Annotated in this window: 25 protein-coding genes; 6 read left to right on the plus strand and 19 right to left on the minus strand. The window is 64.4% G+C overall.

Annotation, left to right across the window (positions count from 1 at the left end; translation table 11 throughout):
• Positions 1–80 precede the first annotated feature (80 nt).
• The 6 genes from AX729_RS16945 to AX729_RS16970 form a co-directional block, all read right to left on the minus strand.
• Positions 81–2,417, minus strand: coding sequence for a putative bifunctional diguanylate cyclase/phosphodiesterase (locus tag AX729_RS16945; RefSeq protein WP_061024988.1), 2,337 nt, complete (start codon positions 2,415–2,417; stop codon positions 81–83).
• Positions 2,418–2,672: 255 nt separating this feature from the next.
• Positions 2,673–4,016, minus strand: coding sequence for a Tol-Pal system beta propeller repeat protein TolB (gene tolB / locus AX729_RS16950; RefSeq protein WP_061025300.1), 1,344 nt, complete (start codon positions 4,014–4,016; stop codon positions 2,673–2,675).
• A 41-nt stretch (positions 4,017–4,057) separates the two neighbouring features.
• A complete protein-coding gene (tolA, locus tag AX729_RS16955) occupies positions 4,058–5,017 on the minus strand; it encodes a cell envelope integrity protein TolA (protein WP_061024990.1) in 960 nt (319 codons plus the stop codon).
• A gap of 3 nt (positions 5,018–5,020) precedes the next feature.
• Positions 5,021–5,470, minus strand: coding sequence for a protein TolR (gene tolR / locus AX729_RS16960; protein ID WP_061024993.1), 450 nt, complete (start codon positions 5,468–5,470; stop codon positions 5,021–5,023).
• A 43-nt stretch (positions 5,471–5,513) separates the two neighbouring features.
• Positions 5,514–6,230 (minus strand): protein TolQ, encoded by a 717-nt coding sequence (gene tolQ / locus AX729_RS16965; protein ID WP_014492404.1) that lies wholly within the window; start codon positions 6,228–6,230, stop codon positions 5,514–5,516.
• Between the two features lie 342 nt (positions 6,231–6,572).
• Positions 6,573–7,340 carry a serine acetyltransferase domain-containing protein gene (locus tag AX729_RS16970; RefSeq protein ID WP_061024995.1) on the minus strand — a complete coding sequence of 256 codons (768 nt, stop codon included), beginning with the start codon at positions 7,338–7,340 and terminating at the stop codon, positions 6,573–6,575.
• 297 nt (positions 7,341–7,637) lie between these two features.
• On the opposite strand from AX729_RS16970, the gene AX729_RS16975 reads away from it, so the two are divergent.
• On the plus strand, positions 7,638–8,801 hold the full coding sequence (locus AX729_RS16975; RefSeq protein ID WP_061024996.1) for an acyl-CoA desaturase: 1,164 nt from the start codon (positions 7,638–7,640) through the stop codon (positions 8,799–8,801).
• 173 nt (positions 8,802–8,974) lie between these two features.
• Here the strand turns inward: AX729_RS16975 and AX729_RS16980 are convergent, their stop codons facing one another.
• The 4 genes from AX729_RS16980 to AX729_RS16995 form a co-directional block, all read right to left on the minus strand.
• Positions 8,975–9,466, minus strand: a complete 492-nt coding sequence (locus tag AX729_RS16980) for a DUF2852 domain-containing protein (protein ID WP_061024998.1) — start codon at positions 9,464–9,466, stop codon at positions 8,975–8,977.
• Between the two features lie 120 nt (positions 9,467–9,586).
• Positions 9,587–10,327: a TetR/AcrR family transcriptional regulator gene (locus AX729_RS16985; RefSeq protein WP_061025000.1), complete on the minus strand. Its 741-nt coding sequence runs from the start codon at positions 10,325–10,327 to the stop codon at positions 9,587–9,589.
• Between the two features lie 129 nt (positions 10,328–10,456).
• A complete protein-coding gene (locus AX729_RS16990; RefSeq protein ID WP_061025003.1) occupies positions 10,457–10,822 on the minus strand; it encodes a YciI family protein in 366 nt (121 codons plus the stop codon).
• Between the two features lie 53 nt (positions 10,823–10,875).
• Positions 10,876–11,280: a YciI family protein gene (locus AX729_RS16995; protein ID WP_061025005.1), complete on the minus strand. Its 405-nt coding sequence runs from the start codon at positions 11,278–11,280 to the stop codon at positions 10,876–10,878.
• Positions 11,281–11,494: 214 nt separating this feature from the next.
• On the opposite strand from AX729_RS16995, the gene AX729_RS17000 reads away from it, so the two are divergent.
• From AX729_RS17000 to AX729_RS17010, 3 genes are all read left to right on the plus strand, one after another.
• Complete coding sequence (locus AX729_RS17000) at positions 11,495–12,262, plus strand: SDR family NAD(P)-dependent oxidoreductase (RefSeq protein ID WP_061025008.1); 768 nt, start codon at positions 11,495–11,497, stop codon at positions 12,260–12,262.
• Between the two features lie 121 nt (positions 12,263–12,383).
• Entirely contained in the window at positions 12,384–12,821 is a 438-nt protein-coding gene (locus AX729_RS17005; RefSeq protein ID WP_061025302.1) for a hypothetical protein, read from the plus strand.
• A 495-nt stretch (positions 12,822–13,316) separates the two neighbouring features.
• Positions 13,317–13,676, plus strand: a complete 360-nt coding sequence (locus AX729_RS17010) for a hypothetical protein (RefSeq protein WP_061025010.1) — start codon at positions 13,317–13,319, stop codon at positions 13,674–13,676.
• Positions 13,677–13,793: 117 nt separating this feature from the next.
• Here the strand turns inward: AX729_RS17010 and AX729_RS17015 are convergent, their stop codons facing one another.
• The 4 genes from AX729_RS17015 to AX729_RS17030 all read right to left on the minus strand — a co-directional run bounded on the left by AX729_RS17015 (position 13,794) and on the right by AX729_RS17030 (position 16,758).
• On the minus strand, positions 13,794–14,207 hold the full coding sequence (locus AX729_RS17015; protein ID WP_061025012.1) for a VOC family protein: 414 nt from the start codon (positions 14,205–14,207) through the stop codon (positions 13,794–13,796).
• 30 nt (positions 14,208–14,237) lie between these two features.
• A complete protein-coding gene (locus tag AX729_RS17020; protein ID WP_061025014.1) occupies positions 14,238–14,777 on the minus strand; it encodes an SRPBCC family protein in 540 nt (179 codons plus the stop codon).
• Positions 14,778–15,109: 332 nt separating this feature from the next.
• Positions 15,110–16,393, minus strand: a complete 1,284-nt coding sequence (locus AX729_RS17025) for an RNA polymerase sigma factor (protein ID WP_061025016.1) — start codon at positions 16,391–16,393, stop codon at positions 15,110–15,112.
• Positions 16,390–16,758, minus strand: a complete 369-nt coding sequence (locus AX729_RS17030) for a YciI family protein (protein WP_061025017.1) — start codon at positions 16,756–16,758, stop codon at positions 16,390–16,392. The genes AX729_RS17025 and AX729_RS17030 overlap by 4 nt, the downstream gene beginning before the upstream one ends.
• A gap of 138 nt (positions 16,759–16,896) precedes the next feature.
• Between AX729_RS17030 and AX729_RS17035 the strand changes: the two genes are divergently transcribed.
• Positions 16,897–17,862: a 2-hydroxyacid dehydrogenase gene (locus AX729_RS17035; protein ID WP_061025019.1), complete on the plus strand. Its 966-nt coding sequence runs from the start codon at positions 16,897–16,899 to the stop codon at positions 17,860–17,862.
• A gap of 96 nt (positions 17,863–17,958) precedes the next feature.
• Here AX729_RS17035 and AX729_RS17040 read toward each other — a convergent pair whose 3' ends face one another.
• On the minus strand, positions 17,959–18,603 hold the full coding sequence (locus AX729_RS17040) for a TetR/AcrR family transcriptional regulator (protein ID WP_061025020.1): 645 nt from the start codon (positions 18,601–18,603) through the stop codon (positions 17,959–17,961).
• A gap of 106 nt (positions 18,604–18,709) precedes the next feature.
• Between AX729_RS17040 and AX729_RS17045 the strand changes: the two genes are divergently transcribed.
• Positions 18,710–19,354, plus strand: a complete 645-nt coding sequence (locus tag AX729_RS17045) for a glutathione binding-like protein (protein ID WP_061025024.1) — start codon at positions 18,710–18,712, stop codon at positions 19,352–19,354.
• Between the two features lie 51 nt (positions 19,355–19,405).
• Here the strand turns inward: AX729_RS17045 and AX729_RS17050 are convergent, their stop codons facing one another.
• The 4 genes from AX729_RS17050 to AX729_RS17065 are packed head-to-tail and all read right to left on the minus strand — an operon-like array spanning position 19,406 to position 24,043.
• Positions 19,406–20,710: a TRAP transporter large permease gene (locus tag AX729_RS17050; protein ID WP_061025025.1), complete on the minus strand. Its 1,305-nt coding sequence runs from the start codon at positions 20,708–20,710 to the stop codon at positions 19,406–19,408.
• Between the two features lie 31 nt (positions 20,711–20,741).
• On the minus strand, positions 20,742–21,335 hold the full coding sequence (locus tag AX729_RS17055; RefSeq protein ID WP_061025027.1) for a TRAP transporter small permease subunit: 594 nt from the start codon (positions 21,333–21,335) through the stop codon (positions 20,742–20,744).
• A gap of 10 nt (positions 21,336–21,345) precedes the next feature.
• On the minus strand, positions 21,346–22,344 hold the full coding sequence (locus tag AX729_RS17060) for a TRAP transporter substrate-binding protein (protein WP_061025029.1): 999 nt from the start codon (positions 22,342–22,344) through the stop codon (positions 21,346–21,348).
• A 40-nt stretch (positions 22,345–22,384) separates the two neighbouring features.
• On the minus strand, positions 22,385–24,043 hold the full coding sequence (locus tag AX729_RS17065) for a hydantoinase B/oxoprolinase family protein (RefSeq protein WP_061025031.1): 1,659 nt from the start codon (positions 24,041–24,043) through the stop codon (positions 22,385–22,387).
• Position 24,044 lies beyond the last annotated feature (1 nt).

The following is a 24,044-nucleotide window of genomic DNA, read 5'->3' on the forward strand; positions in this document are numbered from 1 at the left end:
GTTAGAAACGTTAGGGTTAACCTTTTGCCTCCGTAGAATCTCGGGAAAACGAGACGCCGTCAAAGATCGAGGAAGGAAGATCAGGCGATCGATCGCGCCGACGCTGCGACCGCCTGATCCGCGCCGCAGCGAACGCCGTAGGACGCATTGAGCAACTGGCGAATGCGCACCGCCGGAACGGGCCGGCTGAACAGGTAACCCTGAGCTTCGGTCACCGTCCCGTCGGCATTGATGAGTTCGAGCTGCTCGTTGGTCTCGATTCCTTCGACCACGACAGACATGCCGAGGTCGGCAGACAGCCGCGCCACACCTCGCAACAGCGTCAGCGGTCGGTCCGAGTCGATGCCTTCGAGGAATGAGCGATCGATCTTCACCTTCTGCATCGGGAAGTTGTGCAGATAGCTGAGGCTGGAATAGCCGGTCCCGAAATCGTCGAGCGAGATGTGAACGCCGAGGGCATGCAATTGCGACAGGATGTCGTGCGTGAGCTGGGTGTTGCGCAGCAGCGAGGATTCGGTGATCTCGATCTCCAACCGATGTGCCGGCAGGCCCGACACCTCGAGCGCGTAGCGAATCTCGCTCAGGACGTCGCGCTGGTGGAATTGCTGCGGAGAGAAGTTCACGGCGACGCTGACGCCCTCCGGCCACTTCATGCATTCCATGCAGGCGCGGCGCAGGATCCAGCGTCCGAGATCGACGATCAGGCCCATGTCCTCGGCGACCGGGATGATGTCCACCGGCGAGACCGTGCCGCGCACCGGATGATTCCAGCGCAGCAGCGCCTCGCAAGTGGTGATCTTGCCCGACTTCAGATTGACGAGCGGCTGATAGAACAGCTCGAACTCCTCGTTGGCGAGTGCCTTGCGCAGGTCGAGCTCGAGGATCCGGCGCGCCTCGACGGTCGCCGCCATCTCGTCGCGGAAGAAGCAGAAGGTGCCGCGCCCGTCGGCCTTGGCGCGGTAGAGCGCCATGTCGGCGTTCTTGAGCAGCGTATCGGCGCTCACGCCCTCCGGCGAGGTCAGCGCGATGCCGACGCTGGCGCCGATCTCGACCAGATGGTTGTCGATGCGATAGCGCTCGCTCAGCCGCTCGACGATACGGCGGGCAAGCGACGCGGCGTCCTCGGACGAAGAGATGTTCTGCTGGAACACGACGAATTCGTCGCCGCCGAAGCGGGCGACGAAATCCTCCGGGCGCAGCATCTCGCGCAGGCGGTTGGCGACCGCACAGAGGAGCTGGTCGCCGCAGGGATGGCCCAGCGTATCGTTGACCTGCTTGAACTGGTCGAGGTCGATGAAGAGCAGGGCCGACAGACGTTCCGAATGCCGTGCCACTGCGAGCAACCGCTCTATCTCGTCGCGGAAATTGAGACGGTTCGGCAGCGCCGTGAGCTCGTCGTAGCGAGCCAGATGGCTGATCCTGGCCTCGGCGTTGCGCCGCTCGGTGATGTCCTCGAGCAGCACCACCGCACCGCCGTCAGCCATCGGCTGCACGGTCCATGACAGCGAGCGGTTCCTGTGCGGATCGGGGTCGGTGGTGATGATTTCCTTCGCCTGGGCGGCTTCGATCTCGGCAATGATCGCGTCCCCGCTCGCCGCCGAAATCGATCCCGCCTGGACGCAAGCGGCGACGACCTCTCGCGCATTCGTGTTGGTCTGCGCGAGATTGTCGGTCAGGTTCATCATCTCGCCAAAGCGGTGATTCATCACCGCGAGCTGGCCATCGACGCGGAACATGCAGAGCCCGTGCGGCATGTTGTTGAGCGCCGTATCGAACTGCCCGGCGAGCGCCGCCTCGCGCTCGCGCGCGACAACCGCCCGCAGGAATATCCTGTGCAGATTGCCCGAGAGCCGCATGACGGAGAACAGAAACGCGGCGCAGACGACGGACATCGCCACGTAATAGGGCGTGCCGTGCAGCGCCAGCGCGACCACGGCCGGGCCGAATATCAAAGTGGCTTGCAGACGAAATATCCACTGCCGCCCGTAAGCTCTCCCCGCTCCTCCCGCCACGATGCCGGTGGTGACCGAGAGGGCGATCATGTGAGCGATGGCGTCGTCATTGCTCAACAGGGTGGTCGAACACCACAGACCGATCACGGCGGCCTGGATGAGCGCTCCGATCTGGTAGCGCTTCTGCCAACGCGCCGCTTGTTCAACGCTCAGGACGGATTTCTGGGCCTGGTAGCGGCTCAGGTCGAAAGCGCGTATCGCTCCCGCGAGAATGAGAAGCGGGACGAATCCCCAGATCAGGATCTGGTCGGTCTTGAGCGCCGTCAAGGAAGCCGAGAATGCAGAGAAGACGATGCCGGTGAGCACCGTGCCGGGAGCCTCGAACAGCGAATCGGTCAGCGCCGCCGAAATCGTCGGCGAGGCCTGCTGCTGGTCCGGCTCTCCGCTCTGGCTTGAGAACTGCATATGAGTTTGTACGCGCGTCCTGTTTGGCGCCTACTCTTACTCAAGCCAGATGAAGCCTTTCTGAGGGAACATCGTTAAAGCCGGGTTGTTTTTCGGCAATAGCGAACCCGTTTCTGCTGACATTTCAAGCAACTAGGCAAGCCTTGCCGGGCTCAAGGTGAAGGAAAGCTTACCTGGCGTTGTAAATTGGAGAATCGACGCGCCTTTTCGACGGCATCGCGCGTCTGAGCGCGCGATGTTTCAGCCGCGATCCTGTCAGCCCGACGTCGAGGATAGCAGCGGCGACCACGCGGGATCCGAGGCGAAGCCCGGCGTCGGTACCTTCAGCTCGTTGCGGCCGGAGATGTCGACGCTGTACAGCGAAGGCCCGCCGTTGCCGCCGGGATCTCGGAAGAACATCAGCACGCGGCCATTCGGCGAGAAGGTCGGCCCCTCGTTGTGGAAGCCGGAGGTGAGAAGCCGCTCGCCGGAGCCGTCCGGCTTCATGACGCCGATCGCGAACTGTCCGCCGCCCTGCCTGGTGAAGGCGATGTAGTCGCCCTTTGGCGACCACACCGGCGTCGAATAGCTGGCGTTGGTGTCGTCCTTGGAGAAAGAGATGCGCTGCGCCTGTCCTCCGCCCGCCGCCATTACGTAGATCTGCGACCTGCCGCCACGATCGGACTCGAAGCAGATGCGGGTGCCGTCGGGCGAATAGGACGGCGAGGTGTCGATCGCCGGCGTATCGGTGAGGCGCGTGGTCGAGCGCGAGCGCAGATCCATCACGAACAGGTTGGAGTTGCCGCCCTGCTGCAGGCTCATGATGACGCGCTGGCCGTCCGGAGAGAAGCGCGGTGCGAAGGTCATGCCCGGGAAGTTGCCGACGATTTCGCGCTGGCCGGTCTCGATGTTGTAGAGATAGACCTTCGGATCGCCCTGGCCGAACTCCATGTAGGTGATCTCTTGCGAGTTCGGCGAGAAGCGCGGCGTCAGCACGAGGTCGGAGCCACGGGTCAAATAGCGCACATTGGCGCCGTCCTGGTCCATCATCGCGAGCCGCTTGACGCGGCGCTCTTTCGGGCCGGTCTCGTCGACGAACACGACGCGGCTGTCGAAATAGCCCTTCTCGCCGGTCATCCGCTCGTAGATCTGGTCGGAGATGATGTGGGCAATGCGGCGCCAATATTCGGGCGAGGTGAAATATTGCTGGCCTGCAAGCTGCTGGCCGGAGACCACGTCCCACAGGCGGAATTCGGCCTTGAGCCTGCCGTCCGGCTGCCGCGTCATGCGGCCGGTGACCAGGGCCTGGGCGTTGATGGTCTTCCAGTTCTGGAATTGCGGCGCGACGTCGATGTTGCTGATGCGCTCGATGAAGGCGGCCTGATCGATCGGCGCGAACAGGCCTGAGCGCTTCAGATTATTGGTGATGACTTGCGTGACGCCGTTGCCCACGTCGCCGTCGGAGGGCGAGCCCGGCACGAAGTTGCTGATCGCGATCGGGATCGGCTGGAATTCGGTGGGATCAATGCGGATGCGCGGCTGGCCCTGAGCCAGGGTACGACCGCCGCCGAGCATCGCGAGCGTCGATCCGGTCAGGGTCATGAAGCGGCGGCGGTTCATCGAGCTGGCGTCATTCATCTCAAAATTCTTTTGTTCGGATGTCACAACATGTCTTTCAGACCGAAAGTCATCGGAATGAGCTTCCAGCTCTCGTATTGCTGCTTGGGCATGAAGGAATAGACTTGGCACTGGACGATGGCGCGCTTGGCACTCTCCGCCACGGCCTGCGCAATCGACCGTGAAGGTCCACGTACCGCGACAACGATCGGCTCAGCGGCGAGCGATCCGTCGATCTTCATGGGAATGTCGATGTCGGCCTCGTACTGATCGGCGTCCTGCCCGTTATAGGTCGGCGTGAAGCAGCGCTTGACCGCACCCTGGAATGCGCCCCTCCAGGTCGCGACATTGTTAGCCGCAGTCCCTGTCGCTGCTCCCAGCGAAGCCGATGCATTCAGCGCCGTTCCTGTGAGCTCGTGCCGGGTGGCAGCGCGCTTGTCGAGGTCCCGCTGGATCTGCGCGGGATCGAACGTGCGCTCCTTCGGCTTCGGCTGCTGCTGCGGCTGCACCGCCGCGACCTTCTGCTCGACCGGCTTCGGCGGCGGCTTCTTGGTCTCCAGCTTCTTCTGGAGCTCGGCGATCGGATCTTCCTTGGCCGGATCAGGCTTCTTTTCCTGCGGCTTCGGCTCTTCCTTCGGCTTGGCCTCGGTGACGGGCTTCGGCGGCTCGGGCTTCTTCTCGACCGGCTTCTCGACGGGTTTCGGCGGCGGCTCCGGCGTCGAGTTGGTCTTGATCAGCTCTTTCTTCTCGGTGACCTTGCCGACCGCGTCTTCCTCCGGCTTGGGCTCCGCGATCTTATCGACCTTGGGCTTCGGCTTGTCCTTTTCGCCGGTCTTCTGCCCCGCCATCATCTTGGCGAGCTGGTCGGTGGAGATGATGTCGACCGGAAGCGATTCCTCCGGCGCGACGTAGGCCTTGCTGCTGAAGGTGACGAGCCCCCATCCCAGCACGAGGACGTGGAGGGCAATCGACGCAACGAGTGTCTTGTCGACGTTCACCTTCACCGTCTACCCCTGATCCGCTTCGGTGACGAGGGCCAGCTTCTTGAAGCCGGCGCCGGACAGCAGGCCCATGACCTTGGCAACGGTCCCGTAGTCGGCCTTCTTGTCGGCGCGCAGATAGATGCGTTCCTCGAGCCCGCCGCGCGCATCCGTGATCGCCTTGAGCTTGGGCACCAGTTCGTTCAGCGCGACCTCGGCATCGTTGATGAACACCTTGCCCTTGATGTCGACCGACATCTGGATCGGTTTCTGGTCGTTGTTTTCGATGCTCTTGGCCTGGGTCTGCGGCAGGTCGAGCGGCACGCCGACCGTCAGCATCGGCGCCGACACCATGAAGATGATGAGCAGCACCAGCATCACGTCGACCATCGGCGTGACATTGATTTCGGCCACGACGGGCTTACGCCGGCCACGGCGTCCGCCGCCTCCGGATGAACCCGCAACGTTCATGCCCATGGTCTGGTGTCCAAATTGCCCTTCACATTATACACGCCGTCGGTCAGCCGCGCTCGTCGATCTGACGGGACAGAATGGCTGAGAATTCGTCGGCGAAGCCTTCGAGCCGCTGGGCCTGCCGGTTCACCTCCGACGTGAACTTATTGTAGAAAATAGTGGCAGGAATGGCGGCGATAAGGCCGACTGCGGTCGCAAACAGCGCCTCCGCGATACCGGGGGCCACCACCGCCAGAGAGGTATTTTTCGACGCCGCGATCGACTGGAAGCTCGACATGATGCCCCAGACCGTGCCGAACAGGCCGACAAAGGGGCCGGCGGAGCCGACGGTTGCGAGCACCAGCAGCCTGCGTTCCAGCCGCTCGACCTCGCGCGCGATCGAGACGTTCATCACCTTGTCGATACGCATCTGCAGGCCCGCGACCGAGCGCGCATGGCTCTCGAAGGAACGCTTCCACTCGCGCATCGCCGCCACGAAGCAGGCCGCCATGGAATGCGTCGGCTTGGCCGAGAGCGTGCGATAGAGCTCCTCGATCGACTCGCCCGACCAGAACGCCTGCTCAAACCGGTCCATCGACCGGCGTGTGCGCGCGTACAGAAAGATCTTGTCGATCGCGATTGCCCAAACCCAGACCGAGCAGGCCAGGAGTCCCAGCATCACCGCTTTCACGATCCAGTGAGCCTGCCAGAACAGCGCAATCAGCGACACGTCGGCGGAGGCAGCAACCGGAAGGGCTGACTGAGCCACGTCGGCCGGATTCATAAGCAGCATCCTCTCAAGGCGATCGTTACCTAATGTCCTTCGGCCAGCAAAACCGCGGCCGGTGCTCCCCAACGGCCGCGCTGGAACCGGCGCGGCCGGCAAGCCCGCTCAAAGCCTTGTCTTTCTGGGGTGCAGGGCTCGTCCAAAGCCGGCCGCCTGCATTCCCCGCCAAGATGTCAAAACTATGGGCCTCGACACGGCTCCGGGCGCGACTGTCCGCAATTACCTGAGCCCGGCGTTGGTTAATGCGAGGTTATCAGGCACGAATTTGTCTGCGTAAAGCGCAGGCAGCGCAGGGAGATGGGCGGGCGGTGCCGGGCGCGAGGCCTGAAAAGTGGCGGCTCAAGCCGCGGAGGCGGGTTCCTGGCAATTGGTCAGCCGTGCGGGATTGCCGATGGCCGTGCAGCCGGCGGGCACATCGCCGGTCACGACCGTGCCGGCGCCGATCTTGGCAAAATTGCCGACACTGATGTCGCCGAGAATGGTCGCGCCGGCGCCGATGAAGACGCCGCGACCGATCCGCGGCGAGCGCGTCGGCAGTTCGCTGCCGCGGCCAATGCTGACGTTCTGGAGGATGGTGACCTCGTCGCCGATGACGACATTGGCACCGATCACGATGCCGGTGGCGTGGTCGAGATACACCGACGATCCAAGGCTCGCAGCCGGATGAATGCTGACCTGCAAGACGTTCGACGCCTCGTTCTGAAACAGCAGCGCCGCGTCGGTATGGCCTCGCCGCCAGAGCCAGTTCGACACGCGCCAGGCCTGGAGCGACGCATACCCTTTGAAATGCAGCATCGGCGGCAACAAGCCGGTCACGGCCGGGTCGCGAAAGGCGATGGCTTGCAGATCGCGGCTTGCCGCCTCGACCAGATCCGCCTCGCCGTGGAAGGCTTCATCGGCGAATGCCGTGAAGCGCGTACGCAGGGCGGCGCTGCCAGCAAGCCGTCGCCCGACCAGATCGGACAAGGCGGCGGCGAAATCGCCGTGGGCGAGAATGGCATCCGCAAGGACCGCGCCGAAGACGGGATCGGTGGCGGCGGCGCGCCAAGCCTCTGCGCGCAGCTGCCGCCAGAGGTCGTCGCTGGTCACGGTCACAGCTCCCGGCATCGTCGCCTCCGTCTCCTTCCCAGGCGACGAATATAGGTCGGCGGCGGACGGCGCGCCAAGCTGGCCAGCGGCTCAGCGCCGCAGGCCGGTTTCCGTGCGCGGACGTGCTTGCATACCAGGCATTCAAAGCCATATGCTCAGTTATAGAGCTTCGGCCGACTCCGGCTGCAATGTAGCGCCAGAGCATCGTTCACGACCCCGCGATGGCACGCCATCAGCGGGGTTTTTCACACCCGGCCGCCTCTAGCTCCGCCGGAGCGAAGCCGCATCCTCATCATTCAAGGTCAGCCTGAAAACATGTCGCCTAACACCGCCGCCGACGACCAGCACGACGACATCATGTATCCCTCCGCCCTACCGTTCCTGCTGGTCCATCTCGGCTGCGTTGCCGCGATCTGGACGGGAATCACTTGGCAGGCCGTCGCGATCTGCGTCTCACTCTATTGCTTGCGCATGTTTGCGATCGGGGCCGGCTACCATCGCTACTTCTCGCATCGGGCGTTCGCAACCAGCCGGGTGTTTCAGTTCATACTGGCCTTTCTCGCGCAGAGCAGCGCGCAGAAGAGCGTCTTGTGGTGGGCCGCCAAGCATCGGCACCATCACCTGCATTCCGATACCGAGATCGACGTGCATTCGCCGCGTCACCGCGGCTTCCTCTACAGCCATCTCGGCTGGATTTTTTACCGGCGTCACGATGCGACCGACCTCGTGAAGGTCGCCGATCTCGCCGCCTATCCGGAGCTGATGTGGCTGCATCGGCTGGAACTGCTGCCGGCCTTTGTACTCGCGGCGCTCTGCTTCCTGGCTGCCGGCTGGTCAGGCCTAGTCGTCGGCTTCCTCTGGAGCACGGTGCTGCTCTATCACGCGACCTTCTGCATCAATTCGCTTGCCCATGTTCATGGACGCAAGCGCTACGTCACCGGCGATGATTCCCGCAACAACTGGCTGCTGGCGTTGTTCACCCTGGGCGAGGGCTGGCACAACAATCACCACGCCTACCAGAGCAGCGTGCGACAGGGCTTTCGCTGGTGGGAGATCGACGTGACCTATTACATCCTGAAGGTCATGTCGTGGATCGGCGTCGTCTGGAACATGAAGGCACCGCCCGAACAGGTGCTGCGCAACGAGCAGCCGCTCGGCGCAAGGGTCATCAAGCGGGCGGCCCGCGAGCTTGCCGGACGGTTCGATGCGCAGACACTGGCGCATGCGATCTCGTCGGCGCGGCGCCGGGCCGACCTCGCCCAGCTGCAGCTGCCCTCGCTGCACGACATCCTCAATCGCGCGCATGACGGCGTCGATGCGTTGACGCATCTACATCTGCCGAAGATTCCGACCCGCGACGAGTTTCTCGCGGAAGCCAGGGCGATGTTCGCGCGCACGCGCTCGCTCAACGAGATCGTGGATCATGCCTACGAGCACTTCTTGATGTCGGTTCGCGCGCAGCTGGCCAAAGCGAATTGACACATTCGGGCTGACGAAAGCGAGCTGACCAGGCCGATCCGAACGTTGCAGCTGCCGGCCGCGCTCCCCCAAAACCAGACCGCCCGCCTGCGGGTTGCGCAAGCGGGCGGCTCGGGGCCATCAGGACTTTGGGGGCATGCGCCTGAAGGCTTTCAGAGGTGGCAGCCTCCAGATCAGCCTTGCTGCTGATCGGTCGGCGGCGGGGTCGGACGCGTCTTGTGCTGCGCCATGAACTGGTCGAACTCTTCCTTGTCCTTGGCGTGACGCAGACGATCGAGGAAGTTCTTGAACTCGACCTGCTCCTCCTCGAGCCGGCGCAGCGTCTCGGAGCGATACTCGTCGAAGGCGCGGTTGCCGGAGGACGGCGGGCCGAAGCCAAAGCCGAAGCCGCTGCGCTCCATGCGGCCGCGCATGCGGTCCATCTTGTATTGCATCCGCTCCATCTTGTTCTGCCAGCGATCCTGGTTGCTCCAGCACGACATTCTTCTGCTCCCGAGTGTGAAAAAGAGAAGGGCAAGTCCGATCGGCCACCAGATGATGAAGCCGAGAATGGTTACTGCGATCCAGCCGGGATGCCAGGGCGTATCGAGCATGCGAGGACGCTCGTACGGCTGCTGTTGGTCCGCGGGGCCGCGCCATCGATTGACATCAGCGGTGTAGGCCATTTCCCTCTCCATCACGGCACCAGCGCCGTTGTGAATGTAAATAACATTTACATAGCTAGACGATCCCGCGATTTTGTCAAGCTGGCGAGAAGACACGCCCGCGTGATTATCTGCGCAATCTTATTTCGGCTTGCCCCAGGGACTACCCGGCGGGAGGCCCGAAGCGGAGGACGCCTCCGGTGGCACCGGCGGCGGCTCGGCGCCCTTGGCCGGAGGACGACGGTCGGTTGGGAAGCCCAGGCCGCGCAGATAGATCAACACTTCGGCCTCCAACAGTTCGTCAGGCGACATCGGCAATTTGCGACGCGCGGCATCGCCGCGGGAGAACAGCGAGGCGACCCCGTGGGACATCGACCAGATGTGCAGCGCCATCATCATCGCCGGCGGCCGCGGCGTGCCGGGGGGCGTCAGCGCCGCGAGGCGCTCGGCGGCGGCGCGAATGATGTTGAAGGCCCGTTCGCTGGCGGCCTGGAGTGCGGGATTGGCGTCGACGGGCACGCCCGATTCGAACATCGCGTTGTAGAAGGCGGGCTCCTCGCGGGCGAAGGCGAGATAGGCCTTGCCGACGCGCTCGAACGCGGTGACCGTGTCCGGGCGTCCGTCGTCCCAGGCCGCGGCCAGGCGCGCCTCGAACTGCTCGAAGCCGCGCTGGGCGATCGAGGACAACAATTCCTCGCGGTCGCGGAAATGCCGATAGGGCGCCGCCGCGCTGACCCCGGCCATGCGCGCGGCATCGGCGAAGGTGAAGCCGGCCGCGCCCTTCTCGGCGATCAGGCCGAGGGCGGCCTGCAACAGGGCCTCCTTCAGATTGCCGTGGTGATAGCCGCGCTCGGCGCGGCCCTGTTCCTTGCGCCAGCTCATGTGAACGACCTTTACATGAGCGGGGCGCGAAGGTCACTAGCGGCGATGAGCCAGGATTAACCCCGTCCTTGCACCGTCACGACCGGCAGACCCGTCAACGTCGAGCCCGCCGGCAGCGAGCTCGCGACGCTACATCTGGGGAATCGGCAGCACGGGCATGACCTCAATCGCCTCGCCTGGGAAGATCGCAAAATGCGGATGGTTCTCGAACAGCTTGGCGGCCTCCTCCTGCGAGGCGGCGCGCACCACCGTGAAGCCGGTCAGCGCGTTGCTGACCTCGGTGATGCCGTTCGCGTCGATCCTGCGGGTCTTGCCGAGCGGGCCACCCATCTCCACGATAACGGCCTGGTGCTTCTCGACCCAGCCATGCCAGGCGGCCATGCCCTCCTGTTCCCTCGCCTTCCGTTCGGCCTCGGGCAGCGCGCGCCAGGCCGTCATTTTCGAGCCGCTCGTGCTGCCGAGATAGACGGCGAGGAATTTGTGTTCGGTGCTCATCGGTTCTCTCCCTTGTTGTTCGATCGGCGGTCGCCGCGATTCACGGCCACCCACTACTTCCTGAGTTCGTCGAACCCGGCTGCGGCCTGTTGCACCTCGGGCGGAAAGTCGCTCATCTCCTGCACCTGCCGGATCTCGATGATTTCGTTCGGCGCGGCCGGACACTTCTTCGCCCAGGCGATGGCCTCCTCGCGCGAGGCGACCTCGATCATCCAGTAGCCGCCCAGGACTTCCTTGGCTTCAGTGAAGGGGCCGTCGGTGACGATGGGCTTGCCGGTCGCGAACGAGACGCGTGCGCCCATCGAGGGCGGGTGCAGGCCGTCGAGCGTGATCAGCACGCCGGCGTCCCGGAGCGCTTCATTGTAGCGCATCATCGCGGCAACGCGTTCCGGATCGAGCTGCACGTCCGGGGACGCGCTCTCGTAACCGAGCGGGATCATCAGCATCATGAATCGCATCGACAAGCTCCGTGACATTCTCCGGCCGGCCGGGACCGGCGTTCCCCTGCAAGACGAACGTCCCGCCGCGGAGCCGACATGGGAACCGAAATTATTCCGCTGACCCGTGGGCAGGAGGCGATTGGCGCTGCGAGGGCCTTCCGTGGCGGGATCGAAGCGACGTAAAAGGAAGCGGCGCCCGCGCGCCCCTTCCCGACACAGGACAGATCAGCAAATGCCGCAAGCCCCGCTCAAAGTCGCCCTCGTCACCGGAGCCGCGCGCGGCATCGGGCTTGCGACCGCGAAGAAGTTCCTTTCCGAGGGCTGGCGCGTGGCGCTGCTCGACATCGAGGGCGAACTGCTCAGCCGGAGCGAGGCGACGCTGGCACTGACCTGCGACGTCTCGGACGCCGCCGCGGTCGCTGCGGCGATGACGACGATCGAGCAACGGTTCGGCCGGCTAAATGCGCTCGTCAACAATGCGGGCATCGCGGTGTTCGCGCCGCTCATGGAGACGTCCGAGGCCGACTGGCGCCGCGTGCTCGACGTCAACCTCACCGGCCCTTTCCTCTGCACAAAGGCCGCGGTGCCCCTGATGCGCGACGGCCATGGCGGCGCCATCGTCAACATCACCTCGATCTCGGCCGTGCGCGCCTCGACGCTGCGCTCGGCCTACGGCACCAGCAAGGCGGGCCTTGCGCACCTCACCAAGCAACTCGCGGTCGAGCTCGCCTCGCTCAACATCCGTGTCAACGCGGTCGCGCCGGGACCGGTCGACACCGCGATGGCGAAGCAGGTTCACACCAAGGAGATCCGCGCCGACTATCACGACGCGATTCCGCTCAACCGCTACGGCCTGGAGGAGGAACTCGCGGAGGCGATCTATTTCCTGTGCTCGGCAAGCGCGAGCTACATCACCGGCCAAATTTTGGCCGTGGATGGCGGCTTCGATGCGGCGGGGATCGGCCTGCCGACGCTGCGCGGCCAGCGACGGAACGGATAGGTACGGAAATTGTATGGTGGGCAAAGGCGCGCGAGTGCCTGCCCACCGCCTCTCCGGATTTGCGGTGCCCCTTGGGGGCATGGCTTGCCCGCCCTACGACGTCGAGATTTCGGAGAGTGCCATGCGACGCATCGCCTTCCTCAAAGCCTTCATGCTCGCGTCCGCGCTACTCGCCGTCACGCCGGCCGCGGCCGAAATCCGCATCATCCAGTCTCCAGGAGGGCAGGTCGGACCGTTCCTGGACTTGTTCGAAAAGGTGCGCGAGAGCGGCGAGCGCGTGGTGATCGACGGTCCCTGCCTGTCCGCCTGCACGCTGGTGCTGAGCATCGTGCCGGGCGAGCGCATCTGCGTCACCAAGCGCGCCGTGCTCGGCTTCCACGCCGCGCGGTCGGTGGACCGGCACGGGCGCTTCTATGCCGAACCGGAAGCATCGGTCGCAGTGCTTGCCGCCTATCCCGGCCCGGTGCGCGACTGGATCAGCCGCCGCGGCGGGCTGAGCTCACGGCTGCTGCTGTTGAAGGGGCGCGATCTCTCCGCGATCTATCCCCGGTGCCGGTGACGAACTCGCCGGCACCAAGAATGCGATCGAAGGCTCTGTGAACCGCGTCACACGAGCGCCAAGCCGGCTCATCCGGCCCGCGCGCTGGCTTCATGCGGACACGCGAACCTCGTCGTCATGACCGCTCTTCAAAAGAGAGTCTGAACCAACGGTGCCAGCTTCATGCTGGCACAGATGAACATACCCCACAGTGCGAAATTGATCTGCAGCGCCGTCGCCATCGGTCGCTCCCTTCCAAGTCGCCCATCCCAGTTTGTAGATTTTATGAAACACAATTAGCGATTCGAGCGTGCAGATCACAGCCCAATATTGCGCCAGTTGTTGTGCGATGCAGTGGTTTCACGAAGCGGCCTCACTCCGCTCGCAAAGTGATGCGAAAGCACGACTCATATTCGCCATGCCGGCTAGTTGTTTTTGCCTTGAGTTCCATTCAACCGTCGCAATGCGCGTGTCTCGTGCGGACTCTGCGCGGCGCATAGGCAGCAAAGGCCCGGCATGATTCGAAACCGATTCATCTTGCTCACATTCTGCGCAGTGCTGATCGGATGCGCAGACGCACCAGCACAGGAGCGTCGCCCCATCGCGTGGGATGGTCTCGGCAAGGATCCAAACCGTCCTCATGTGACGAAGCGGCGCGTCACGAATCAGGCGCCCGCGGCAGGCGACCCCAATCCCAACCGGGAGCGGGAACGGGTGCTCGGCACCTTGCGTCCCTATTCCGAAGCGTGGTGGGCGGTTCATGACGAGATACAGGCGGAGAACGACAGGCAGCTCGGCAGCAGGCTCGTGATCTGCCCTCGCTGCGTGGAGTCCTCGCCGCCGCAGGGCGAGGACGTCACCGGATCAATCCGGTGAGGGTAAACGGCCGCTGTCCGCATGACGTAGCAAATTGATGCGTGTCCCCCCTCTCTCCCGCAGCATTGGAGAGAGAGGAGGTCGCAACTCAGCGGACCATGCGCGCGGTCGCGCCCGTCACATTCCTTCCGCCGGGCAGTTCACCATCCAGGGAATGCCGAACTTGTCGACGCACATGCCGAAGCCCTTGGCCCAGAAGGTTTTGCTGAAGGGCATGGTGACGGTGCCGCCGTCGGCGAGTGCGTTGAATTTGCGCTCGCCGTCAGCGGGGTCCTTGACCGTAAGCGAGATCGAGAAGCCCTGCGCCTTCTGAAAGTGCTCGGGCGGGGAGTCGGAAGCCATCAGCACGCTGCCGTCGGGCAGCGACATCCGTGCATGCATGATCATCTTTTCGCGTCCGGGCGTGGCGGGCACCTCCGGCGGGGCGTCCGAGGCGCGCATCATCGCATCGATCTTGCCGCCGAGAACCTTGGCGTAATAGTTGAACGCAGCTTCGCAAGAGTCCTGGTAGAACAGATAGGGATTGAGCATCGTTTCTCTCCTCTTCGTTTGCAGTGAGGCTTATTGCTTCTCGGTGAGCTTCTTCAGGCCGGCGAGACCTGCCTCGAAATCCTTGCCGATCATGCTGTCCATGTTGATGAACACCTGCATGACCTTGGACAGGAACGGGGCCGGACCGTACATTGTCCAAGTGACGAGTGTGGCATCGCCTTGCGGCACAAAGGTGAACTCGGCGGTGTTGTGGCCTTCGAACGGCCGCTCGAAATCCAGCTTGATGCGGAGCTTGGAGGACCCATTCGCCTCCAGGATCTCCATCTGGCCGGCGCCGACATTGTTGTTGCCGTCCCAGGCGTAGGTCGCACCCTTTCCTGCCGCGCTTCCGCCGAACGCCCGTTTCATGGCGGGATCGCGCCCTTCATAGGGCGACCAGGAGGTCCAGCGATGGAAATCGGCGACCAGCGGATAGATCGCATCCGCCGGCGCCTTCACGGCGAGGCTACGCTCGACCCGGAACGTGTCCGGTTTCGTCAATGCGAAAACCAGGACTGCGGCTATGCCGACGGCAAGCACGATGGCGATGACGGAAATGGCTTTCAGCATGAACGACTCCCGGGGATACGGAGCCTAAAGCGCGATGCGATTAGGACGAATCGTTATCGCGCTTTAGGTTGTTGTTTAAGCATGATCTTTTCGGAAAACCGCTGCGCACTTTTCCGGTTCATGCTTTAGGACGAACGGAGGGAGCCGGGGCCGACAAGATGAAATGAATTTTTCCCCGTCATTCCGAGGCACCCGAAGGGTGACCCCGGAATCTCGAGATTCTCAGGTGTGCAATTGCGCACCGTAGTTCGGTCCTGCGGACCGCCCCGGAATGACGGCGTGGTTGATGCCTCTGACCAAGCCCGCGCACGACGACGTGGAGGCCCCTTGCCCTATTTCGCCTTGGCGCTTTCCTGCTTCGGCTGGCTGTCCCGGATCAGGCGATCGAGATGCATGCGGATGTGAGCGGCTTCGGCCGACGTATTGGCGAGCGCGATGGCACGGTCGAAGGCGACGCGGGCCTGGTCGTTGCGGCCGAGTTGCATCAGGAACGCGCCGCGCACGCCGTAGAAATGGAAATAGTTGGCAAGCTTCGGCGCCAGCGGCTCGATCAGATCGAGCGCAGCCTGCGGCCCGCGCACCTTGGAGACGGCGACGGCGCGATTGAGCGTCACCACCGGCGATGGCTGCACCACTTCGAGCGCGCCGTAGAGCAGGTCGATCTGCGTCCAGTCGGTCTCCTCCGGCGTCGCTGCGCGCGCATGCAGCGCGGCGATCGCAGCCTGGATCTGATAGGGACCGCTGCGGCGGTGGCGCATCGCCTTGTCGATCAGCGCGAGACCTTCCGCGATCATGGTGCCGTTCCACAAGGAACGATCCTGATCGTCCAGTAGGATCAGCGTGCCGTCCTCGGCAAAGCGCGCGGCGCTGCGCGCGTGTTGCAACAGGATCAGCGCCGTCAGGCCCATGATCTCCGGCTCGCCCTGAAACAGCCGCAGCAGCAGCCGCGCCAGCCGGATCGCCTCTTCGCAGAGCGGCTTCCTGATCTCGGCGGTGTCGCCGCTCGCCGAATAGCCCTCGTTGAAGATCAGGTAGATCATCGCCGCGACGCCGGCGAGCCGCTCGGAACGCTCGACCGCGCCGGGCGCTTCGAAGGGTACGCCCGCGTCGGCGACCTTCGCCTTGGCGCGCGTGATGCGCTGTTCCATTGCGGCTTCCGAGACGAGGAAGGCGCGTGCGATCTGCTTCACCGTGAGGCCCGAGACGATGCGCAACGCCAGCGCGATCTGCTGCGTCGCCGGCAGTTGGGGATGGCAGCAGATGAACATCAGCCGCAGGATGTCGTCGCGATAATGCGAGCCGTCGAGCCGCTCGGCGAGCGCACCTTCGGCGTCGTCGAGATCGGAGATCGCCTGATCGTCCTCCGGCAGCGGCTGCTGCTTGCGGGCCCGGCGCACCTCGTCGATCGCGACGTTGCGACCGACCATGATCAGCCAGGCTGCGGGGTCGCGCGGCGGCCCGTTCTGCGGCCAGGACTTGAGCGCGCGCAGGCAGGCGTTCTGAAAGGCCTCCTCTGCGGTGTCGAGATCGCGGAAATAGCGCAGCAACGCGCCTACCGCCTGGGGTCGCGCCGAGGTCAGCGCGGTCTCGATCCAGGCGGTGTCGGTCTCGCTCACCTGAGATCTCCTCCGGGCCGGAATACGCCCACGGGACGCACCTCGTAGGCGCCGCCGGGATTGGCGGAGCCGAGTTCGCGCGCGACATCGAGCGCGTCGTCGAGATTCTTGCAGTCGACGATGTAGAAGCCGAGCAATTGCTCCTTGGTCTCGGCATAGGGGCCATCGAGCACCAGAGGCGGGTCTTCCTTGCGCAAGGTCGCCGCCGCCGTGGTCGGCAACAGCCGCGCCACCGGGCCAAGCCGGCCCTGCTGGATGAGCTTCTCCTGCACCACGGCCAGCTTCTTCATCACGGCCTCGTCCTGGTCCTTGGTCCAGGACCCGACGAAGTCTTCATCGTGATAGCAAAGAATGGCGTAAAGCATGGGCGACATTTCCTCGTCTGCTCTAAAGACGCGCCAATATGCCCCGCGCCGACAGGGCTGCGGAAAAAATTTGCAAGAAAAATCCGGCAGATCGTGCCAAGGAGGGCCCTCTCAAGCGGAACCGACGAGGCACTTCGAATGACCAAAGGTACACTGGCCGTCCTGATCAACAGCACCCAGCAGAACTGGCTGCCGGCGCGCTGGAAGGCCCGTTTCGAAGCGGTCTGCGGCGAGCGTCGCGTGGTGCTGCTGCCGGATGCCGGGCTCGATCCGGCGGAGGTGCACTATGCGGCGGTGTGGAAGCCGGTGCCGGGCGATCTCGGTGCGTTCCCCAATCTGCGCGCGATCTTCAATCTCGGCGCCGGCGTCGATGCGCTGATGGCGGACAAAAGCCTGCCCGACGTACCGCTGGTGCGCGTCGCCGTGCCCGATCTCACCAATCGCATGACCGAATATGTCGTGCTGCACGTGCTGATGCATCACCGTCAGGAGCTTTACCTCAGGCAATCGCAGCGCGAGAAACGCTGGGAGCCAAAGTATCAGTGGCCGGCGAGCGCGATCACGGTCGGAATCATGGGATTGGGCACGCTGGGCGCCGATGCAGCCCATGTGCTGCGGCGGCTCGGCTTCCGCGTCGCCGGTTGGAGCCGCAGCCCGCGGACGATCGATGGCGTCGAATGCTTCCACGGCGCCGGCCAGATCAACGCTTTCCTGCGCGCGACCGACATCCTGGTCTGCCTGCTGCCGCTGACGTCGGATACGCATGGCATCCTCAACCGCGACATCTTCACAAAGCTCAACCGCAAGAGCCCGCTCGGCGCGCCGGTGCTGATCAATGCCGGCCGCGGGGGGCTACAGAACGAAGCCGATCTCTTGGCCTGCCTCGACGACGGCACGCTGGGCGCCGCCTCGCTCGACGTCTTCGTGCAGGAGCCGCAGCCGGCGGACAGCCGCTTCTGGACCCATCCCAAGGTGGTGTTGACGCCGCACAACGCGGCCGACACTGACGCGGACGCGATCTCGGCCTATGTAGCCGAGCAGATCGCGCGCTTCGAGGCTGGAAGCTCTCTGGAGAACGTGGTGGATCGGGCAAGGGGGTACTAGGGACCCAGTTGTCGCCAAAGCGTTTTCTGGCGGCTAGGGCTCTGCCCTGGAAAGCGCTCGAGGGCGACGAGCGCCGGGCTCGCCGGCAGAACCCAGCTACCCCTTGAACCCCAGCATCACGTCAATCGCACCCTTCACGATCGCCTCGAGGTCCTTGCGCGGGACGCGGGCGCGCGAGCGGATGGCAATGGTGTGGACGGTGGCGGAGGCGATCTGCGCCAGCGCGACCGGATCGGCGCTCTCCTGCAACTCACCCTTCTCTTTGGCGCGGCGGAAGCAACTCGCAAAAGCCTTGTCGAGTCCGGCGAGGCCGTCCAGCACCATGGCGCGGATCTCGGGATCGCCAACGGCCTCGGACGCCGCGGTCACGACCGTGAAGCAACCGCGCGGTCCCGTGTCGCCAGAGAGGTAGATGTCCAGCGCGGCAGCGTAGATGCGCTCCAGCCGCTGCCGCAGCGGCATCTCCTCGCGGAAGATCGCCGCCATCGCCGCGCCAGCCTGGTCGCGATAACGCTGGTAGCTCTTGATGTAGAGCTCACGCTTGTCGCCGAAGGCGCCGTACAGGCTCGGTCGGTTCATGCCGGTTGCTGCGCTGAGATCGTCGAGCGAGGTCGCGGCGAAGCCTTGCTTGCGGAACAGATCGAGCGCCTTTCCGAGCGCGATATCGGGCTCGTAGGCGCGTGGACGGCCGCGGCGCTTGGGCTGATTGGCAACAGCGGGCGGCTTTTGTTTTTGTACCATTTCGCAAAATAATCCTTGACCGCGCTCATATTATGCAAGATGGTACAAAAATCAATCTGGCCAGGTTGAGCAACACGCAAAGAGGTATTGCCCAAGGAGGCTACAGATGGATCTCTATTTCTCGCCGCTCGCCTGCTCGATGGCGACACGCGTCGCACTTTACGAAGCCGGCGCGGAGGCCAATTATCTCGAAGTCGATCCGCCGACCAAGACGGTGCTGAACGACGGCTCCGACTTCCGCACGGTGAATCCGATTGGTCTCGTGCCGACGCTGCGCACCGACGAGGGCGTGGTGCTGACCGAGAACGCCGCCATCCTGCAATATGTCGCGGACCGCTTCCCGCAATCCGGCCTCGGCGCCGCCGCCGGCATCGAGCGCACGCGGCTGCATCAATGGCTCTGCTTCATCGGCACCGAGCTGCACAAGAGCTTGTTCGTTCCCCTGCTCGATCGCAAGGCGCCCCAGGATGCGAAGGCCTACGCGCTGGAGAAGAACCTGTCGCGGCTCGACCTTCTCGACAATCATCTCGAGGGACGTGAATTCCTGCTCGACCATTTCAGCGTCGCCGACGCCTATCTCGTCACGGTCATCAACTGGACCATGGCGACACCGCCGATCGAGCTGGCGAAATGGCCGAACCTGAAAGCCTATTACGAGCGCCTGCGCCAGCGGCCCTCGATCGCCAGGGCGATCGCGGAAGAGTTCGAGCTGTACAAGGCCGAGCAGGCGCGGAAGAAGGCCGCTGCGTAAGCTTCGCGGATCGAGACGCCGTCCCGGCTGTGCAGCCGGGGCGGCACAGAGCTACCCGTATAGAACGCGCGGCAAGATCGTGACGATTCCGGGCCACAGCGTCAGCAGCAGCACGAAGCCGATCATGATGATCAGATACGGCATCGTCACGCGGGCGATGTAGCCGAGGCCGTCGTCGGTCAGGCCCTGGATCACGAACAGGTTGAAGCCGACCGGCGGCGTGATCTGCGCCATCTCGACGGCGAGCACGAGAAAGATGCCGAACCAGACTTCGTCGAAGCCGGCGCCCTTCACGATCGGCAGCACGATCGGGAGCGTCATCACGATCATCGAGAAGCCGTCGAGGAAGCAACCGAGGACGAGATAGAAGACGATCAGCACCACGATCAGCATGAAGGGCGACAGGCCGAGCCCCTTGACGAAGGCCGCCACCGCCTGCGGTATGCCGAGGAAGGCCGCGGCATTGCCGAGGATCGATGCGCCGAGCACGATCAGCGCGATCATCGAGCAGGTGACGACCGAGCCGATCAGCACGTCGCGCACCACCTGCTGCGACATCGCGCCTTGCGCCCAGGCCACGAGCGCGGCGCCGAGGACGCCGACGGCGGCGGCCTCCGACGGCGTCGCGAGCCCGCCATACATCGAGCCGAGCACGCAGGCGATCAGAAACAGTGCCGGCGCGAGGTCCTTCAGCGCGGCGAAGCGTTCGCTCCATGGCACCTGCGAGAGCCTGGCTTCCGCTTCCGGCACCATGCTGCGATCGAGGCTGGTGTGCAGCATCACCCAGGCCATGAAGGTGGCGGCCAGCAGAAATCCCGGCAGCACGCCGGCCGTGAACAGTTTCAGGATCGAGACGTCGCCGAGCACGCCATAGATGATCATGATGTTGGACGGCGGGATCAGGAACCCGAGCGTGCCGGCGCCGGCGAGCGAGCCGATCGCGATGTCGCGGGAATAGCCGCGGCGCAATAGCTCGTTGAGCGACATGCGGCCGATCACCTGCGTGGTCGCAGCCGACGAGCCCGAGATCGCCGCGAAGATGGTGCAGCCGATCACGTTGACATGCAGCAGTCGGCCGGGCAGCAGCCCGGCCCAGGGCGCAAGTCCCTGGAACAGCGATCGCGACAGGCGGGTGCGAAACAGCAGCTCGCCCATCAGGATGAACAGCGGCAGCGCCAGGAGCTCCTGCGTGGTCAGGATGTTCCAGGCGTATTGAGGCAGCAGCTTGTCGAGCGGGATCGAGCGAAACATCGCGAGCAGAAGCGTCGCGGTGAGCGCCAGCGTCAGGCCGATCCAGACGCCGCACGCCAGAAGTGCGAACAGGATCGCGAACAGGGCGACGACTTCGATGGTCATGCGAACTTGAATCCGGGAGCGAGCAAAGCGGTCATTCGACGGGCGAGGCCTTCATGCGATGATCCTCCAGCGGCAAGCCGAGCGCGGCCTGGATTGCGCGCGCCAGGAACTGGAGCGTCAGCAGCAGCATGCCGAAAGTGACGACCGCTTCCGGAAACCACAGCGGCGTGTCGCTCGAGGTCGAGACCTGGCCGCGCACGAACGCGCTCCACGCGAACTTCGCCATGGCCGAGGTCAGGAACGCCATGAAGGCGAAGCCGGCCGCGGCCGAGAGGATTTCGAGCGCGCGCTGCACGGGCGCCGGCGCGTTTTTCAGGAGCAACACGACGCGGATATGGCCGCCGACACGTAGCGTCATGGCGGCGCCGAAGGTGAAGGACGCCGCCATCAGATAGGACGAATATTCCCAGGCGATCGAGATGCTGGGCGGGAAGAACGGCAGGAAGTTCGAGAGGAAGCGGGTTGCCACCTCGCAGAGCATCAGCAGCGTCAGCATCAAGAGACAGCCGCCGCCGATCCAGCCGTCGAGCCGGCCGAGGCGGTCAATGCCGTCGAGGACGATGCGCAGCGGCGCAGGCGCCGCTGCATTGAGACTCTGCGGTGCCGCAGGGACGACGCTCGTCACAGCCTCGTCCTCACCGCTTCATTTCGGCGAGATAGGCCCGCACCGGCTTGTCGGCGGCCGGCACGCGCTTGAGGAAGGCGTCGAGTTGCGGCGCGGTCTTGGCCCGGATCTCCGTCATCATGGCTTGCGAGACCGGCACCACCTCCATGCCGCCTTCCTTGAGGCGGTTGAGGCTGTCGACATCGGCCTTGAGCGAGTTCGCCCAGAAGCCCGGCTCCATCTTGGCGGCAATGCCGGAGACGAGCTGTTGCTGATCGGCGCTCAGCGCCTTCCAGGAATCGAGGTTGACGGTGAGCATCTGCGACGACCAGACGTGGTTGGTCGGGTAGACGTATTTCAGGAATTCCCAGAACTTGCCGTCGACGCCCGACACCGACGAGGTGGAGACGCCGGCCACCGCGCCGGAGGCGAGCGCGGGAATCGTCTCGCCCCAGGGAATCATCACGGCCGCCATGCCGATCGCGTTCAGCATGTCGACCGCGTTCTTGTCGGGCACGCGGATCTTGATGTTCTTCAGGCCGTCGACGTCGGCGACCTTCGCCTTCAGATGCAGATACTGCGTCGGCCACGGCACGATGTAGAGGATCTTCTGGTTGTTGCGCGCGGCGATCTTCTCGTATTCGGGCCGCACATATTTGTGCAGCACCTTGAGCTCGTCTACCGAGCCGCAGAGGAAGGGGATGCTCTCGACGCCCATGAAGGGCTCGTCGCCGACCTGCTGGATGTTGAGGACGTCGGCGAGCGGCACCAGGCCGTCGCGCACGGCGCGCAAGTGCTCGGGGCCCTTGAAACCGAGCTGACCGCCCGCTTTCACGGTAATGGCAACCGAGCCGCCGCTTTGCTTCTTGACCTCCTCGGCGAAGGCCATCGCGTTCTGGGTGTGGAAATTGCCGTCGGGCCATACCGTCGACATGTCCCAGCTCACCGTCGCCGCCCGCGCACGGGTGGAGATGTGGCCTGCGGCAAGCAGCGTCGCTGCGCCCGCGGTGAAATTCCTTCGCGTGATCATTTGCAATCCTCCGTTTGCTCCGCGCACGACGCCTGAGGCGTCACCGCGAGTACCCATAAACTGCGACCGCCTTGTCGACGGACACGAGTCCGCTTTCGACGTCGTCATTGACCGCCGCGCGCTGGCGCTTGGCGGGATCGCCGATGCCCGCGCCGCCCGGTGTCAGCACCACCAACCGGTCTTCTGGCGGCACCTGCTGAAAGCCCTTCCCTCGCAGCTTCTTTCCGGACTTGAGGCCGACATAGCCGGCCTCGCCGTCCCGGCCGCCATCGCGGCCGCGCGGCGGATGATCGATGCGGTCGAACGCAGCGAGAATGTCGAACGGCGCATCGACGCCGCTGCCGACCTCGATGATCTGACCGAGGCCGCCACGGGTGCGCCCTGCTCCGCCGGAATCCGGGCGCAGCTCCTTGCGCCAGAAGATCAGAGGCGTCTGCGTCTCTGCGATCTCGACCGGCGTGCCGCGCACACCGCTTGGGTAAGCGGTCGCCGACAGGCCGTCCTTGCCGAAGCGCGCGCCTGTGCCGCCATTGGACGTCACCGCCATGGAGAACCCGTAATTGCCGCCGACGCCGGAGCGGGTTTGCCCACGCACATTCAGATTCCACAGGCACGAGGTGCCCTCTGCAGGCACGCGCTCGGGAATGATCTGACGCAGGCAACCGAACACGACATCCGGCAGCATCTGGCCGATGATGTGGCGCGAGGCCACCGGCGCAGGCTTCGGCGCATTGAGGATCGCTCCCGCGGGCGCCGATACTGTCAGCGGCGAGAGCGAGCCTGCATTGTTGGGGATCTGTGAGGCGACGACGCAGCCGAGGCCGAACACGGTATAGGCGGTGGTGTAGGACAAGGGCACGTTGATGCCGAATTTCGAGGCAGCCGAGGTGCCGTCGAAATCGACGTGAATGCCTTGGTCCGAAATCGTCAGGGTCGCGGCCAGCGTCACCGGCGCGTCATAGCCGTCGACCACCATCGTGTTGCGCCAGCTGCCCTTCGGCAGCTTTGCGATCTCGGCGAGCACGGCCTCGCGCGAGCGGTCGCAGATGTAGTCGCCGAGCTCGTCCAGCGTGTCGATGCCGAACTCAGTCATCATCTCGACCAGGCGCTCGCAGCCGACGTCGTTGCAGCCGGCGAGCGAATAGGTGTCGCCCTCGGTGTCGATCGGCAGCCGCGTATTGGTGCGGATCATCGCCATCAGCGTCTCGTTGACGACGCCCTGGTCGATCAGCTTCAGCATGGGGATGTAGAGCCCTTCCATGAACACGTCGGTGGCATCGGGTCCGAAGCCGATGCCGCCGATGTCCATGAGATGGCTGGTGCAGGAGAACAACGCGACCGGCTTGCCGTCCTTGAAGCAGGGCGTGGTGACGACGAAGTCGTTGAGATGGCCGGTGCCCATCCAGGGATCGTTGGTGATGTAGGCGTCGCCTTCCTTCATCGTCTCGATCGGAAAATGGGCAATGAAGTGCTTGACCGATTCCGCCATCGAGTTGACGTGACCGGGCGTGCCGGTCACCGCCTGCGCCAGCATGCGGCCCTTGAGATCAAACACGCCGGCGGAGAGGTCACCGCATTCGCGCACGATCGGGCTGAACGCCGTGCGGAGCAGCACCTGCGCCTGCTCCTCGACCACGGCGATCAGCCGGTGCCACATGATCTGAAGGTCGATCAGGCTCGCGCCGCTTGCCTTGCTCATG

Origin of the sequence: Bradyrhizobium sp. CCH5-F6 (assembly GCF_001556045.1) — a bacterium.
GTDB lineage: Bacteria > Pseudomonadota > Alphaproteobacteria > Rhizobiales > Xanthobacteraceae > Bradyrhizobium.